This window comes from Mycoavidus sp. B2-EB, from assembly GCF_014218255.1.
In the GTDB taxonomy this organism is placed as follows: domain Bacteria; phylum Pseudomonadota; class Gammaproteobacteria; order Burkholderiales; family Burkholderiaceae; genus Mycoavidus.
This window is the reverse complement of sequence record NZ_AP021872.1, coordinates 504896-519538: the sequence shown is the minus strand read 5'-3', so window position 1 is coordinate 519538 and position 14643 is coordinate 504896. Positions and strand designations below refer to the sequence as shown.

Sequence of the window (14643 nt, the reverse complement as noted above, 5' to 3'; positions counted from 1 at the left end):
TTCTTCGAGCCCACTGAATTGTAATTGTTATTCGATATATGTCAATTATATTTTTCTATTTTCAGCCCCCTCTGCCACGCCGCCTCAATGAGTTAGAATGCTTGTCTTTGATTTGCGCTTCTCAAACGAGCTCGCTTAAACATGAGTACCAGCCCTACCCCTGCTAATTTCATTCGCGCCACGATCGACCATGATCAGCGCTCAAACAAACAACAAGGCCGAGTAGTCACACGTTTTCCGCCTGAGCCTAACGGTTATTTACATATCGGTCATGCCAAAAGCATCTGCTTAAATTTTGGCATCGCGCGCGATTACGGCGGCGTTTGCCATTTGCGCTTTGACGACACAAACCCAGAGAAAGAAAGCCTTGAATACGTTCAATCCATCATTGACGCGGTACGCTGGCTTGGATTTTCTTGGCACCAGGATAACGTTGAGCACCTATATTACGCGAGCGACTATTACGATACGCTATACCGTTGCGCAGAAATTTTGATCGAACGCGGCGACGCTTACGTGGATAGCCAATCTTCCGAAGCCATGCGCGCGCTGCGCGGCACACTCACCGCACCCGGCACGGCATCGCCCTATCGCGAGCGGTCTACGTCGGAAAACCTCGATCTTTTCCGACGCATGCGCGCCGGAGAGTTTGACGAAGGCGCGCACGTGTTACGCGCCAAAATTGATATGGCTTCGCCCAATCTCAATCTACGCGATCCCGTGTTGTATCGGATTCGCTATGCACATCATTACCGGACCGGCGATACATGGTGCATCTATCCAATGTACGACTATACGCATTGCATTTCGGATGCGCTTGAAAACATCACGCATTCGCTCTGCACACTTGAATTTGAAGATCATCGGCCGCTATATGATTGGATCTTGGCGCACCTCGCTGAAGCTAGCGTATTCAAACCGCCGTTACCACACCAAATTGAATTTGCGCGGCTTAACTTAAATTATGTGGTGACCAGCAAACGCAAGCTTTTGCAGCTCGTGAATGAGCGCCATGTGGAAGGCTGGGATGACCCGCGTCTACCGACCCTCGCGGGTTTGCGCCGACGCGGCTTCACACCGAATAGCCTACGCTTGTTTTGCGAGCGCATTGGGGTCGCGAAAGCAGACTCATGGATCGATATGAGCGTACTTGAACAAGCGCTACGTGACGATCTAGAGCCCCTTGCCGCCCGCGCCATTGCCGTACTGGATCCGCTTAAATTGATTATTGATAACTATCCAGCAGATCAATCTGAATTATGCAATGCACCGCTGCATCCCCATCAACCAGAACGCGGCGTACGTTCATTCCCATTTAGCCAAGAATTATGGATTGAGCGTGAAGATTTTGCCGAACAGCCTCCCAAAGGTTATTTCCGACTCTTTCCGGGTAATCGCGTACGGCTGCGCTACGGTTTTGTGGTGGAATGCACCCGTGTAGAAAAAGATGCCGCGGGCAATCTCCTAGCGGTTCATTGCAATTATTTTCCAGACAGTAAATCCGGCACTGAGGGTTCAAACAATTACAAGGTTAAAGGTAATATTCACTGGGTCAGCGCCGCCCATGCCTATGCGGCTGAGGTACGTCTCTATGACCGGCTCTTTACCGCCGAGCAGCCGGATGCAAATGGACGAGATTTTTTAACCGTGCTCAATCCAAATGCCAAACGACGAGTCCACGCTTACCTTGAACCCGGAGTGCAAAGCATGCAGCCTGAAGAGCGTGTACAGTTTGAGCGGCATGGTTATTTTGTCGTCGACTACGCAGATTCGAAACCACAACAACCAGTGTTTAATCGTATTGTCAGCCTGAAAGACAGTTGGGGTAAATAAGCCATTTTGCGCATCGCCTGCTAAAATTGAGTATGAATGAATCTGAACTTGCCCACCTCCGTAAAGAGTATGCGAGCGGCTCATTAAATGAAACTGAGTTCGAACCTGACCCTCTGCGTCAATTTGAGCACTGGTTTAAGCAAGCCCTCGCTGCTCAGGTGCCAGAACCGAATGCGATGACCCTAGCCACCGTGGGCGCTGACCTGCGCCCATCAGCGCGGATTGTGTTATTAAAAGATTTTGATCCGCGCGGCTTTGTTTTTTTCACCAACTATGTCAGCCGCAAAGGTCATGAACTGGCTCAAAACCCGTATGCGAGCCTACTGTTTCATTGGATTGAATTAGAGCGCCAAGTACGGATTGAAGGTAGAGTTGAAAAAACCGATGCCGCACAAAGCGATGCCTACTTTGCCATGCGCCCTTTTGCCTCAAAGATTGGTGCTTGGGCTTCTGAACAAAGTGCAGTCATTCCAAATCGCGCAACGCTTGAAGCCAATCTAGCGCAATTCACTGAGCAATTTAAAAACCATGCGCCACGCCCCCCTCACTGGGGCGGCTATCGGCTGCAGCCCAACCGCATCGAATTCTGGCAAGGCCGCCCTTCGCGCCTGCATGATCGGATTCAATATCAGCGTAATTCTGAGCATGGCTGGCAAGTGGTGCGGCTCGCTCCCTGATCCATCTCATTACACACCAGGAAGCGACTTCAGGGAACCTGCTTATTCATGCAGGATCCCCATTAGTTGTCGAGTCGGCATCGCTATTAAATCGGTGTCTCTCTAGTATCTAGCGCCTATGCTGAATGCGATTATATATAAAATAGACAAGCGATTTTGTAATTTACCAGGGTTTCTGTTAAAATGAAAATGATTAATTTATAGAATTCTGAAAGCTCTCAGAGATTTAAGAGAAATTGATATAGATACTAGTCCTACCTGAAAACGGTACAGCGTTTTCCAAGCTACGACAAGAGTAAGGTGAATGAAGAGAATAGCCAAACTCCCGCTCATCAAAACCTCTAAGCTAGATGTTCTAATATTCGCGATGTTCCAGACTGCTCAAAGTTAGAATTATTTTAATATTTGTTTATTTGACTATGAGCGCAATCATTATAACTGCTGAGTTTTCAGCAAAATTTGAGAAGATAACATGGTTATAACCAGCCCCCTAGCCCCAGTGTTACCAACTGAACTTTGGATAAACATTTTTAATAAACTTGACATAAATAGTTGTTATAAATTTTCTGAAGTATCGAAGGATTTTCGAAAAATTGGAAACGATCTTAACTATTGGAACCGCTTTTTGGAGCCTGAGTATCGTGAAACTAGCGATGGAAATCGAGCAAAAATAACTTTCATCACAAATTTAGCGGCAAGAAATTCAATAGGGTTAGCGCTTGATATGGCTGGTTATCTATACAGTAGAATTGAGTCACTAAAACAATATGACCCAATACAATACCAACAAGACATAAAGGAAGGATTAGAATCGCTAATAGGAATGGGTAGCGTTAGACCAAAATTAGCAATAGACATAGAAAAAAGTGTTTTTAACCATCAAGAAATTAATAGTTCTCTTGACGGCGACCATTTATCGCAAATAGGAAAATTTCGAAAAGAAGCAGCTTTAACTATTTTTAATCGAGAGCATCTTCTTGAAAAAATAAATGGCAGAAATCTATTAGAAATAGCCATACACTATCAAGCAGATAGAGAAATAATTATAAATATTTTGACCCGAGAGGAGCTTTATCAAAAATTTGACGAGAATAATGTGCTTGATATTGCTGAAGCCTACGGGAAGACAGATAAATTAGCCGCAGTTGAGCTTCCGGGGGTTCCTATTACGGTTGAAAGATTAGTTGACATACTTAGAAAGCATCTCATCCCACCAGTAGTGCCAGATGATTATAAATACTCAGTAGATATAGAAGCCATTGTCAATAGGGCTTAATGAAAATTAGGCGTAGGGTAAGGCCAAGCCTTGTGGGAGGAGTATTGCGCGTAATGTGTTGACTATGCCGCCCAGACCATTCCAGTGATCCCCTCCACATATGGATGAAATCCGGCTAGCCCAACTATTCGTAGCAGTATTGGGTGCTTCTAATAACCTGAGTTCGGGTTAAAAGTCGTAGAGCTAAGAGCCAGCTCTTTAGAGGAGCACTTGGCGAGCTCTCTCGACACGCCTAAACTATAGGTTAGCCGAGATCCTTAACTTAAAGGTTAAAGAGGAGTGTCTATGTGGTGGGAGAAAAAGTTAACGCAGTGGGCCGCCAACCTACGGGAACACGCCAACCTCAGCGCACGCCTGATCTTGTGGAATGGACAACAATACGATTTGGGCCACTTCACAACGCCTCGGATTATTTTTCATATTCATGGCATTAGGGCTTTGCCCTATTTTCTTAAACCCAATCTAGCCAAGCTTAGCGCAGCGTATATCCAAGGCAAAATCGATGTAGAAGGGAAATTAAACGATTTAATTGAAATTTCCTATGCCTTTGTCAGGCAGACCTTAGCCACTCCTAGGAGCTCCATACAGGCGCGCATGCGTCGTAGTTTTTCGCATTTACTGGCACACAGCCGCAGCGCGGATAAAAAAGCCATTCAATATCATTACGACGTCTCAAATCAATTCTACCGTTTATGGCTAGACCCCAATCTGGTCTACTCATGTGCGTACTTTGAAAACGGCGATGAAGACCTGACGACCGCCCAATTAAAAAAAATCGATCATATCCTCACTAAAATTGAGCTCAAACCAGGCCAAACTTTGCTCGATATTGGCTGTGGCTGGGGCGCATTGCTGCTGCGTGCGGCCCAGAAATTTGGCGCACAAGGCACTGGCATCACGCTTTCAAAAAACCAGTTTGAACTTGCCACCGAACGCGTCCAAGCCGCCGGACTGAGCCAGCAGATCACGATCAAGCTACAAGATTACCGTGATCTGACCCCTGAGATAAATGGACAATTTGACCGTATCACCAGTGTCGGCATGTTTGAGCATGTCGGCAGAAAGCATCTCCCCGCGTATTTCACAAAGATCCAAACGCTGTTAAAAGATAACGGCATAGCCCTGAACCATGGCATCACTTCAAGCGCGCAGCAGAGGGGAGAAGGCTCGCTTGGCGGTGACCAATTTATCGATCAATATGTGTTTCCCGGTGGAGATTTGCCGCACTTAAGTTTTGTGCTGAGTGCCATGCAACAAGGTGGCCTGACCGCATTTGATGTGGAAAACCTACGCCGCCATTATGCGCGCACGCTGACCATTTGGAGCGAACGATTTGAACAACAGGCACCCGCTGTAAAAGCCTTAGTCGAGGAGAAAAAATTCCGCATCTGGCGTATTTACCTGGCAGGCTGCGCCTACGCTTTTGAGCATGATGACACTTCGATTTATCAAATTATTTGCCGCAAAGCGGGCTGCCCAGCCCAAACACTGCCATGGTCACGACGCTATATCTATCGCTAACGCTATGGTCTTAAATAACGAGTAAAATTTTTACGAAACTGCGCCAGTTTAGGGGCAATCACAAACCGACAATAACTCTGCTCTGGACGCTTTAAAAAATAGGCTTGATGGTCCGCTTCGGCAGGCCAATAATTGCCATTTAATGGGATAACTTCCGTCACTATCGGCTTTGCATAGATTTTGTCCCCACCCAATCGCTTAATCACCGCGCAGGCACTCTCATGTTGCGCTTGCGAATGAGTAAAAATCACCGACCGATACTGAGTTCCAATATCATGGCCTTGCTGATTCAGTTGCGTCGGATCATGCAGCGCAAAAAAAATCTCAAGCAATTCCGCATAGGAGATGTGCAACGGATCAAATTGTATTTGCACCACTTCTGCATGACCGGTGTTCCCGCTGCAAACTTGCGCATAAGTGGGATGCGGCACAATGCCACCCGCATATCCTGCGGCAACTGAGGTGACACCGGTCACTTCACGATACACAGCGTCTAGGCACCAGAAACAACCGCCGCCGATTGTCGCTGTTTCAGATTGCACTTTCATCACGCACAATTACTCGGCGGGAACAAAACCACCCCTTTGTCTACGCCATAATTCAGCGTAACACCCATCATTCATCAATAAACTTTCATGTGAACCGTCTTCCACAATCATGCCTTTTTGAAACACTAAAATGCGATCCATTTCGACCAAGGTGGACAAGCGATGCGCAATTACAATCGTAGTGCGCCCAGGCATGAGCTTGGATAAACCGTCTTGTACATATTTTTCTGTAATTGAATCCAAGGCAGAGGTCGCTTCATCCAAAATGAGAATCGGCGCGCCTTTTAATATAGCGCGGGCAATCGCGATCCGTTGGCGTTGCCCACCTGATAATTTAGTCCCGCGCTCGCCCACCAAGGTTTGATAGCCGTCCGCAAGTTGTTGAATAAATTCATCGCAATGCGCAAGCTGGGCAGCCTCATACACCTCTTCATCGCTGGCTTCGGGCTTACCATAGCGAATATTTTCTAATACATTACGATGAAACATCACCGGCTCTTGCGGAATAAAGCTAATTTGCTCATGCAAAGAGGCCTGCGTTACATAACGTATATCCTGCCCATCAATTAAAATACGGCCGGCATCTAGATCGTAGTAACGTAAAATAAGTTGAACAAACGAGGTTTTGCCACTCCCCGATAGTCCCACTAAACCGACCTTTTGCCCAGCGGGTATGACTAATGATTTATCTTGAAAGAGATTACGTTCGGAGTAATAACTAAAGGTCGCGCGCTCAAAAATAATCTCTCCGCGCGTCACTTTTAAGAGCGCCGCATCTGGCGCGTCTTGCACATCTGGCTCAACCTGAATAAAAGATAAGGCTTGACGGCATACGCCAATTTCTTTGAATAAATTAGGCAGCTGCGCACCCGCCATCCAGGCCATGCCCATAATGCTCAGCGTAGCATTTAGAATCAGCAGAGTCTCGCCGATTGACAGTAAGCCGCGATGCCAAGCAAAAATAATGCCTCCCATCTGCACAATGCCAATACAGACAAACGCCGCCAGGCCCAAGGCGACCTTCATTCTTTCAATATAGAACAAAGAGCTTGTTTGCTTAAATTGCTCCTTCTGTTGATAAGGCAACATATGTTGAGATTCAAACCGTTGCCGGGCAAAAATCCGCACGCTTACGATATTGCTAATGAGATCGACAATTCTGCCTTGCAAAGTGCTGCGCGCTTGCGCATGTTCTTCGGACAGTTGATTGCAACGGTCAGCGAAATACAGGCAAATTCCAATATGAATCGCCATCCAAATTAAAAAAACCATCACAAAAAAGGGCTGGAACAGGGCCAATACGATCAAGACCACAAGCGCTGACATGATAGTTGGGATGAACATCGTCATCACCATCTCAAAAATACGGATTGGGCTTTGCGTAATATCAGTGATCTTATTAGAGAGGCTACCCGCTAAGTTATTGGCGAAAAAGCGGTGCGAGTGCTGCATTAAATAATCCAAGACCGTCATCCGCACTTTGGCTTCGAACCGCGGGAAAAGCCAGGCAAACCAAAACCCTTGCAAACGGTACATCCCTTCAATCAGAAACCACCCCCCTACTAGCATCAAAAAGATGGGCAGAAAAATGCTGCCAAATGACGAGATAGCCGGTTGATAGCTCTCCATCGCATCGACTAGAAGTTTGACTAAATACGGCCATAAAATGGCGTCGCCAGTCCAGGCCAACGCGCATAATTGAGCGCCAACAAATTGCCAGCGATAGGGGCGAATAAAATACCAAAGAAAAGCGGATAGTTTTTTTGGGAGTAATAGCATAAACTAAAATGACTTGGCCTATTTGACTAAAGATTTTTTGTTACTAATGCTCGCAATTTGCGCTTACTTTCGCTAAGATTCAAGATCTTAGGGCCTAATTAAAGGAATTAATCATGTTCAAAGTCGATAAGGAGAAACTCATGTCTGATATAAAAAATATTTTGTTAGATGCCGAAGAACTTCTCAATCAAGCCGCCAGCGCGAGTGGCGAGCGCGCTAACGAGTTGCGTGAAAAAGCACTTTACCAACTTAAGCAAGCTAAAGAAAAAGCGGCTGACACGCAAGCCCTAGTCATTGAAAAAAGCCGCCAGGCCGCGCGCGCTACAGAAGATTACGTGCACAATCATCCGTGGCATGCCACTGGAATTGCAGCGGGTGTTGGTATTCTAGTCGGCTTGTTAATTAACCGCAAATAAGCCAGGCGGCGACTGCTATGCAAAATACGCAACCATCAGGCGGCGCGCTCAATCGTTTAGTCAGCTCGATTTTAGCGCTTGCGCGAACCCGGCTGGAATTAGCTGGAATTGAGCTGGCTGAAGAAAAAGCGCGCTTACTCAGTGTGCTTTTTCTAAGCTTCGCCGCTTTATTATTTGGCACCATCGCGCTGACAACTTTTACCGCTTTAGTTGTAACGGTATTCTGGGATGCCTATCGCTGGCAAACGTTAGCCGCATTGTCTGTTCTGTATTCAATCGCGGCGCTACTTTGTGTCCTTGTCATCTGCGTCAAATCACGCAAAGCAACGCGGCCTTTCAAGGCCACTCTTGAGGAATTCAGAAAAGATCATGAGGCACTCGGGAAAACGTCTTGAGCGTGTAATGCGCAAAGAGCTACTGCTCATTCGCGCTGAACTTGAACGCGCTGAACTGGTCGAGGCAGGAGCCGCACTGCATAAAAAGTTCAGCTATTTTAGTTGGCTAAAAGGACTCTTGCCGTTACCAACCGCCGCTAGTGTCGCTCATGTGCCAGTCAATAATTTTTTGCCGCGCACTTACACTACACTCCGGTCAGCCCTGTCATTGCTGTTGCTGATTCGGCCTGTATTACGCAACGCCAAACCACTCGCAAGATGGGCCACTATCGGCGTTGCGGTCTGGAAAGGCGTACGTCTGTGGCGCCGCCTTATGACTTCCCATCGGCGCTGACCCATGGTGTGTGATGATGCTTCTCTTTAAATTTCTTAACGCCCCTGCCAGCAATACGCTACCATTTTAGGGCTGGCTTGGGCGGCCTCGCCCAGAGCTTGGTTTGCACGCCGCCCATTCGCGTCCAATAAATAACGACCACACCTATCGCCATGCATCGGCCCCGGGTTAATGGGCTCGGCTTCTATCGTATACCCTCCGTTAGTCCCATTGTTGGCGTGCGCACGTAAACGGTATACGGCTTTTGCGTCTTGCGGCGCTTGCTCAAAACCAGCAGGTAGTGACCCTACCTTGCCGCTGGCAATTCGAGTTACAGTCTCGCTGCTGCGCTCAATCATCTGCGCCGCCCGATAGACCGCGGTACAAGCCACCAAACGATGCCCGCGCCGAATAGAGTTTTGGTAGCTAGGAATAATGTAGAAACTCACTGAGGCAATGATCGCCAACGCTACCATTAATTCAAGCAGGCTTAAACCACACCAAGCATGAGAGCGGGATTGTTTCCTCTTTATCACTGGGTACTCTACTGATTCTAAAAGCGCATCACTTACACGGCCCCACAATCTTCGCTATTTAATCGCGCGTAGCGTGCACCGAAATTAATAAGGCCGCGCCACGACGGAACGCCATGTATAGCGGATGGTTTTTTCTTCAAATATAACGATCGATTGGACCCATGCCTGCGTTTCAAGTGTTGCGCCAAAGCCACGCACCGTAATCCAATAGACAATGTGTTTCGGTTTCTGTGGCAATGGTGGCCTTGCCTCAATCAAACACTGCGGCGGTTTCACCGCATAGGGCCATGCGTTGACAAGATTAAACGCCACCGGCGGTAGGCTATTAAATGCCGCCGGTGTACGCCAATACGCAGGCTCCCCTTCCCCTAACCAACTCCGCACAGGCGCATGCCCACTGATTAGCCTGCGTACGCAGATTCTCAAGCCAGCATCTGCTGCGTGTAATGCACGCGCACCGTCCTCTCGATTCGCTGCACTGCGCATCTCTAAAGTCATCAGATTAAGCAGCGCGATGGAAAATAATTGCAAAATGGCAACTAAAGGCATCACCCAGACCAGAGTGGCGCCCTTTTGGCGTACCCGCCAATCGTAGCGACTTCTTACCATGTTAAAACTTGATTACGTAATGCCACCCAAGTTGTAAAAGCATCACGCGGCACACCATCGGCAGCCGTCACGCGCCGTCCATCGCAATCAATATATGACGTTGCTAAACTACGCTGAGGCCCACGCACTAAGACGCACAGCTCAACCGCTGCCACCTGCCGCCACGCCGCGGGCGGCACTGCGCTCGCCTCTACCAAGTGACTGGCACCCGCGAGCCAATAGCGTATGCGTAAACGCTCAATGCCTTCAACCACAGGTTGGGCGATGTTATCGCGCCCGCTTCCCTCACCATATAACTCTGCTGCGCCAGTCGAAGGACTCGTGCGCACAAAAAAGCGGTTAACCGCAAGCGCCGCTCCTTCCGCTTGATGTGCATGAGCCACTATGGCTTGCCCTAAACAATCTGTAGCGTAACCCTCTGCACTGGCCCAGGTATTGACCGCATCAGCCCTGTAACGCACTTCAATTCCGTCTGAAGCATTTGCTGCATTTGGCTCGCATACAGGTGTCTTAAGCCTAGCGTCTAACAGACTTCGTGGACGCCCCAGACCACACCCCCAAATAGCGATGCCAGGCAGAGCATCGCCCGGTCCAGCAAAACCCGCTAAGCGCAGATGCACACTCATTAGATGCAAAGCACTCAGGCCTGCATCAATCCGGCGCGCGCGTTGCACAATATGCTCAAATAGCTCACGTTGCCCACGATAGAGCGTCAAAGTGGACAGCATCAGCATCAGCCCTAAGGCAGACGCAATCATTAACTCTAATAAAGTGCGTCCAGCTTGGCTGCGCAACGCTCTTGAATGGCCTCTGCACATCGAGCTAAGTTGGCCTGTTCTTATGGCGCGATGGCAAGCGTTAAGCATTGCGTCATGGCTCCGGTTACGCTGAATGGGCATGCCTTAGCATCGCTCAGTGCCGTATCATAGCCACCTGACCATTGGGCTGGCCGGCTCCAAGACAGTACGATTAAGCGTATCTCGGGAGTTTGATCAAGCAAGCGCATTTCGCCAGATGGCAGAAATTTAGCGGCGCGCAAGCGCCACTCTGCGGCCACCCGAGCAGCTGGATAACCGCTGCGCAATGCTTCAGCTGCAGCCTCCGCCAAACTTAATGCAGAGGTACGCCAAGTCATCGACTGTTGTACGCGCACCACCCATAGCTGTAGACTGATTGCGCCGAGCGCCGCTAAACCAATCAGCCAAAGCACCAGCATCACTTCTAGTAAAGAGTCACCCCGCATCAAGCGCCGCCAACGCTTTAAAGGCGGTGGTGCTATGCCGCCGCACATCGCCCATTCAATATGCGACTGCGGCCACCCGCGGCAACCCGTACACAGCGATGCGCTCTATCATCGCGCAGGCCAAATGCCGTCGTACGCGCGCCAATCTCAAAACTGCGGAAACCGCCTATTATTTGCCCCGCTGGCGGTGTGAATGAGAGTGGCGCAGACACGCTTTGGATCGTCACTGCTTCGCTCGGGGGGTGCATGCGTAAAATCTGGGCACGGCTAGGCCCTGTTAATTGAGAGGAAAATTCAGCCAGCACTAAATAGCCGTGCGCCCAATGACTACGCTCCGTTGCCAATAATGGTTTATGGTTTATGCAACAATGCCCGTGGCCATCATCACGGCAGAGGGTAACGCGCATCGCACGCCGGATCGCTTCACCACGCGCATAAGCCAATGTCGCTAGCAATGCTTGCGCTTGCATCTCTACCTGATCTCGCACTAACCAAGCGCGCATGGCGGGCGCGGCCGTCACCGCTAGCGCGCCGAGTAAAGCGAGCACACACAAAAGTTCAAGCAGCATAAAACCCGTGTTGGTTAGTTTGCTGACATAGCGAGGTTGCATTTAAATCTCCGTTGCATAAAGCCGCAGCGCTATCAGCGCCAGCCGTTGGCTACGGTCTTTTGCGTCTACTGTACGCAACTCAGTCAACCCGCACAATCCGCCAAAAGATAGAGTTAAAGCCATGATTGAGGCGACAAAGCGTTATCTGTTATATCATCTGGCCTACTCACGCTTTTTCTTTTCCGGTTGCATCATGCCCACTTTGATTCAGTACATGTCTGCTTATATTGCCCGTTTTGTATTGTCACTGAGCTTATTTGCCATGAGTCCGTTTGCCGTAGCGCACAACTCATCTGCATTGGCGACTATGTCAAGCGCCACGTCACGCCTGTTACTGGTCGCGGCTGAGAACTTTTATGGCGATGTGTTGACTCAACTAGGCGGTGAACATGTCACCGTCACAAGCCTCATCAATCATCCTAAGCAAGACCCCCACCTTTTCGAGGCCAGTCCATCCACTGCGCGCCAACTGGCGCATGCGCGCCTCGTGGTATATAACGGCGCCGATTATGACCCGTGGCTAACCAAGCTTCTGGCTGCCTCAAAAGTGCCGCAGCGTGAGCAGATTGTGGCGGCGACATTAGTCGGCAAAAAAAGCGGAGATAACCCTCATCTTTGGTATTTACCAGAAACCATGCCCGCGCTGGGCGCTGCAGTTACCGCCTTTTTAATCCGCGCCGATAGCGCTCATCAAGAGGATTACAATGCGCGTCTTAGCGCATTTCTGGCGTCCTTAAAGCCCATCGAGGCGAAAATTGCTGAGCTGCGAGAAAAGTATCGCGGAACGCCCATCACAGCTACCGAGCCAATTCTTGGCTATCTGATACAAGCGCTTGAGCTTAAAGATAACAATCCGCGCTTTCAACAAGCCATCATGAATGACACTGAGCCAAGCGCAACCGATATCGCGGCGTTTGAAAAAGATCTCCGGCAACAGCGCGTCAAAGTGTTAATTTATAACGCGCAAACCTCGGATGAAATGACGCGGCATCTGCTCAAACTCGCTCATGCTTCTGGGGTTGCCGTGATGGAAGTTAGTGAAGTCAAACCCGCCAATCTGTCATATCAAGCATGGATACTGTCGCAATTAAGCGCGCTTGAACAAGCGCTCGCTCAAACGCCAAAGCAAAACCGCCGATGACCGTCCAACCGAATGCCAGCTCGCGTGGACCTGCGATCGAGTTGACGCAGGTTACGCTTGAATTGGGCAAGCGCACCGTCTTACGCGAGATTACGCTCGCCATCGAACAAGGTGAATTTATCGGTGTATTAGGCCCCAATGGCGCAGGCAAAACAACCTTATTGCGCGCCCTGCTTGGCCTGCTCACACCACGCAGCGGAACCGTACGCGTGCTCGGCGCACCGGTCATGCGCGGCAATCCTGTGATCGGCTATATGCCGCAGGCGCGTAACGCAAGCGCTTATCCGCGCCTGTCCGGCTTTGATTTCATTGCATGCGCCGCCAATGGCCATCGCTGGGGCCTGCCTTGGATGGACCGTGCCGCGCGGCGTTCAGTTGAACACGCGCTAGAACTGGTTGAGGCTAAAGATCTGGCTAAACGAGCCGTCACGGCGATGTCAGGCGGTGAACGGCAACGGCTTTTGCTCGCGCAATGTTTACTGGGCCAACCTCAGTTACTGTTGTTGGATGAACCTTTAATCAGCCTGGACCCCTCTCATCAACATAGCATCGTTGAATTGGTGCGGCGCATCCAGCAACAACTGAATATCACCGTATTATTTAGTGCCCATGAGCTCAATCCCCTGTTGCATGTACTTGACCGCGTGCTTTATCTTGGCCGCGGCAGTGCAGCTTTGGGTGAAATTGATGAAGTGATTACCCGCTCTGTGCTATCTCGGCTATATGGTTCAGCCATCGAGGTATTACGCATAAACGGCCGTATCTTTGTCATGTCCGGCACCAGCGAAATTGAAAAAGACGAGCACCGCCATCACCATGTTTGAATATGATTTTATGCTGAATGCATTTGCCGCCTCCGGAATGGTTGCGGTGGTTGCGGGTATCGTGGGCTTTTTTCTGGTGCTACGACAACAAAGCTTTGCCGGGCATGCGCTCTCGCACGTCGGCTTCACCGGCGCCACGGGCGCAGCGTTACTCGGCATTGCGCCACTCTGGGGGTTACTGGGCTTTACGCTAGCCGCTGGTATGGCAATGGGGGCGCTCGGTGAAAAACTAAGCGGACGCGATGTTGCGATCGGCATGATTTTATCGCTATCGCTTGGCTTCGGTTTGCTCTTCTTGCATTTTTTTACGGCCTACGCCACGCAAGTTAGCGCACTCTTATTTGGCAATGTGCTCAGCGTCAGCAGCCTGATGCTGAAGGTTTTAGCGGTCCTGAGCTTGATCTGCTTAGCCACGCTTGCATTCATTATGCGGCCATTAATCTTCGCTACGCTACAACCCGAACTCGCCCAAGCCAAAGGCATTTCTTTACAGCTTGTCTCCGTATTGTTTCTGACGCTGGTCGCTCTAGCTGTAGTAGCGTGTACTCAAATCGTTGGCGTGCTACTGGTTTTCACTTTAATGGTAGGGCCAGCGGCCACCGCCCAGAACTTAACCACCCGGCTCGGCGCAGGCATTGCCGCCGCGGTATTTTTTGCTTTGACCCAAGCCTGGGCAGGCATTGCTCTGGCTTACTACACTGACTGGCCAACCAGTTTTTGGATCACAGCATTAAGCGCGCTGCTCTATGGTTTCAGCCTCGCCTGTAAGGGGCGTAGCTGATGTATTTTCTGCTTTGCTCAAGCGCCAACCAAAACTAGAAAAAAAAGCAACTGTCTCAGAGTAGTCGTGCGCTGATTCAAAGCAACCGGTGCAACTTTATGGGCTAGCCCATTTAAGGCAGAGTCATATTCCTTGCGAAA

At 49.6% G+C, this 14643-nt stretch carries 18 protein-coding genes; 10 read left to right on the top strand and 8 right to left on the bottom strand.

Annotated elements, in window-relative coordinates; genetic code table 11:
- Positions 1-141: 141 nt before the first annotated feature.
- The 4 genes from MPB2EB_RS02365 to MPB2EB_RS02350 all read left to right on the top strand — a co-directional run bounded on the left by MPB2EB_RS02365 (position 142) and on the right by MPB2EB_RS02350 (position 5307).
- Complete coding sequence (locus MPB2EB_RS02365; RefSeq protein ID WP_185182266.1) at positions 142-1833, top strand: glutamine--tRNA ligase/YqeY domain fusion protein; 1692 nt, start codon at positions 142-144, stop codon at positions 1831-1833.
- A gap of 32 nt (positions 1834-1865) precedes the next feature.
- The gene (gene pdxH, locus MPB2EB_RS02360; RefSeq protein WP_185182265.1) at positions 1866-2510 is read left to right on the top strand and encodes a pyridoxamine 5'-phosphate oxidase; all 645 of its coding nucleotides are present in this window, start codon (positions 1866-1868) and stop codon (positions 2508-2510) included.
- Between the two features lie 472 nt (positions 2511-2982).
- On the top strand, positions 2983-3786 hold the full coding sequence (locus MPB2EB_RS02355) for an F-box protein (RefSeq protein WP_185182264.1): 804 nt from the start codon (positions 2983-2985) through the stop codon (positions 3784-3786).
- A gap of 285 nt (positions 3787-4071) precedes the next feature.
- A complete protein-coding gene (locus MPB2EB_RS02350) occupies positions 4072-5307 on the top strand; it encodes a cyclopropane-fatty-acyl-phospholipid synthase family protein (RefSeq protein ID WP_185182263.1) in 1236 nt (411 codons plus the stop codon).
- 2 nt (positions 5308-5309) lie between these two features.
- Here MPB2EB_RS02350 and msrA read toward each other — a convergent pair whose 3' ends face one another.
- Together msrA and MPB2EB_RS02340 are read right to left on the bottom strand one after the other, a co-directional pair.
- A complete protein-coding gene (gene msrA / locus MPB2EB_RS02345) occupies positions 5310-5855 on the bottom strand; it encodes a peptide-methionine (S)-S-oxide reductase MsrA (protein ID WP_185182262.1) in 546 nt (181 codons plus the stop codon).
- Positions 5856-5864: 9 nt separating this feature from the next.
- Positions 5865-7634 (bottom strand): ABC transporter ATP-binding protein, encoded by a 1770-nt coding sequence (locus MPB2EB_RS02340; protein WP_185182261.1) that lies wholly within the window; start codon positions 7632-7634, stop codon positions 5865-5867.
- Between the two features lie 113 nt (positions 7635-7747).
- On the opposite strand from MPB2EB_RS02340, the gene MPB2EB_RS02335 reads away from it, so the two are divergent.
- From MPB2EB_RS02335 to MPB2EB_RS02325, 3 genes are read left to right on the top strand one after another with little or no spacing between them, the layout of a single operon-like run.
- Positions 7748-8050 carry a YqjD family protein gene (locus MPB2EB_RS02335; protein WP_185182260.1) on the top strand — a complete coding sequence of 101 codons (303 nt, stop codon included), beginning with the start codon at positions 7748-7750 and terminating at the stop codon, positions 8048-8050.
- 17 nt (positions 8051-8067) lie between these two features.
- A complete protein-coding gene (locus tag MPB2EB_RS02330; RefSeq protein WP_185182259.1) occupies positions 8068-8445 on the top strand; it encodes a phage holin family protein in 378 nt (125 codons plus the stop codon).
- A gap of 7 nt (positions 8446-8452) precedes the next feature.
- Positions 8453-8779, top strand: a complete 327-nt coding sequence (locus MPB2EB_RS02325) for a hypothetical protein (RefSeq protein ID WP_185182258.1) — start codon at positions 8453-8455, stop codon at positions 8777-8779.
- A gap of 35 nt (positions 8780-8814) precedes the next feature.
- Here the strand turns inward: MPB2EB_RS02325 and MPB2EB_RS02320 are convergent, their stop codons facing one another.
- The 6 genes from MPB2EB_RS02320 to MPB2EB_RS08565 all read right to left on the bottom strand — a co-directional run bounded on the left by MPB2EB_RS02320 (position 8815) and on the right by MPB2EB_RS08565 (position 11880).
- Entirely contained in the window at positions 8815-9294 is a 480-nt protein-coding gene (locus MPB2EB_RS02320) for a type IV pilin protein (RefSeq protein WP_232534468.1), read from the bottom strand.
- Positions 9295-9378: 84 nt separating this feature from the next.
- The gene (locus tag MPB2EB_RS02315) at positions 9379-9903 is read right to left on the bottom strand and encodes a PilX N-terminal domain-containing pilus assembly protein (protein ID WP_185182257.1); all 525 of its coding nucleotides are present in this window, start codon (positions 9901-9903) and stop codon (positions 9379-9381) included.
- On the bottom strand, positions 9897-10769 hold the full coding sequence (locus MPB2EB_RS02310; protein WP_232534467.1) for a PilW family protein: 873 nt from the start codon (positions 10767-10769) through the stop codon (positions 9897-9899). The genes MPB2EB_RS02315 and MPB2EB_RS02310 overlap by 7 nt, the downstream gene beginning before the upstream one ends.
- Positions 10742-11146 carry a hypothetical protein gene (locus MPB2EB_RS02305; RefSeq protein ID WP_185182255.1) on the bottom strand — a complete coding sequence of 135 codons (405 nt, stop codon included), beginning with the start codon at positions 11144-11146 and terminating at the stop codon, positions 10742-10744. Before MPB2EB_RS02305 ends, MPB2EB_RS02310 begins: the two co-directional genes overlap by 28 nt.
- Before the next feature lie 32 nt (positions 11147-11178).
- On the bottom strand, positions 11179-11757 hold the full coding sequence (locus MPB2EB_RS02300; protein ID WP_185182254.1) for a GspH/FimT family protein: 579 nt from the start codon (positions 11755-11757) through the stop codon (positions 11179-11181).
- Positions 11758-11880, bottom strand: coding sequence for a hypothetical protein (locus MPB2EB_RS08565; protein WP_255491207.1), 123 nt, complete (start codon positions 11878-11880; stop codon positions 11758-11760).
- On the opposite strand from MPB2EB_RS08565, the gene MPB2EB_RS02295 reads away from it, so the two are divergent.
- Genes MPB2EB_RS02295 through MPB2EB_RS02285 form a run of 3 tightly spaced genes read left to right on the top strand, consistent with a single transcriptional unit; the run spans position 11879 to position 14503 of the window.
- On the top strand, positions 11879-12898 hold the full coding sequence (locus tag MPB2EB_RS02295) for a metal ABC transporter solute-binding protein, Zn/Mn family (protein WP_370576612.1): 1020 nt from the start codon (positions 11879-11881) through the stop codon (positions 12896-12898). The genes MPB2EB_RS08565 and MPB2EB_RS02295 overlap by 2 nt on opposite strands.
- Positions 12895-13722 carry a metal ABC transporter ATP-binding protein gene (locus tag MPB2EB_RS02290; RefSeq protein WP_185182253.1) on the top strand — a complete coding sequence of 276 codons (828 nt, stop codon included), beginning with the start codon at positions 12895-12897 and terminating at the stop codon, positions 13720-13722. The genes MPB2EB_RS02295 and MPB2EB_RS02290 overlap by 4 nt, the downstream gene beginning before the upstream one ends.
- Complete coding sequence (locus tag MPB2EB_RS02285) at positions 13715-14503, top strand: metal ABC transporter permease (protein WP_185182619.1); 789 nt, start codon at positions 13715-13717, stop codon at positions 14501-14503. Before MPB2EB_RS02290 ends, MPB2EB_RS02285 begins: the two co-directional genes overlap by 8 nt.
- Positions 14504-14643: the final 140 nt, after the last annotated feature.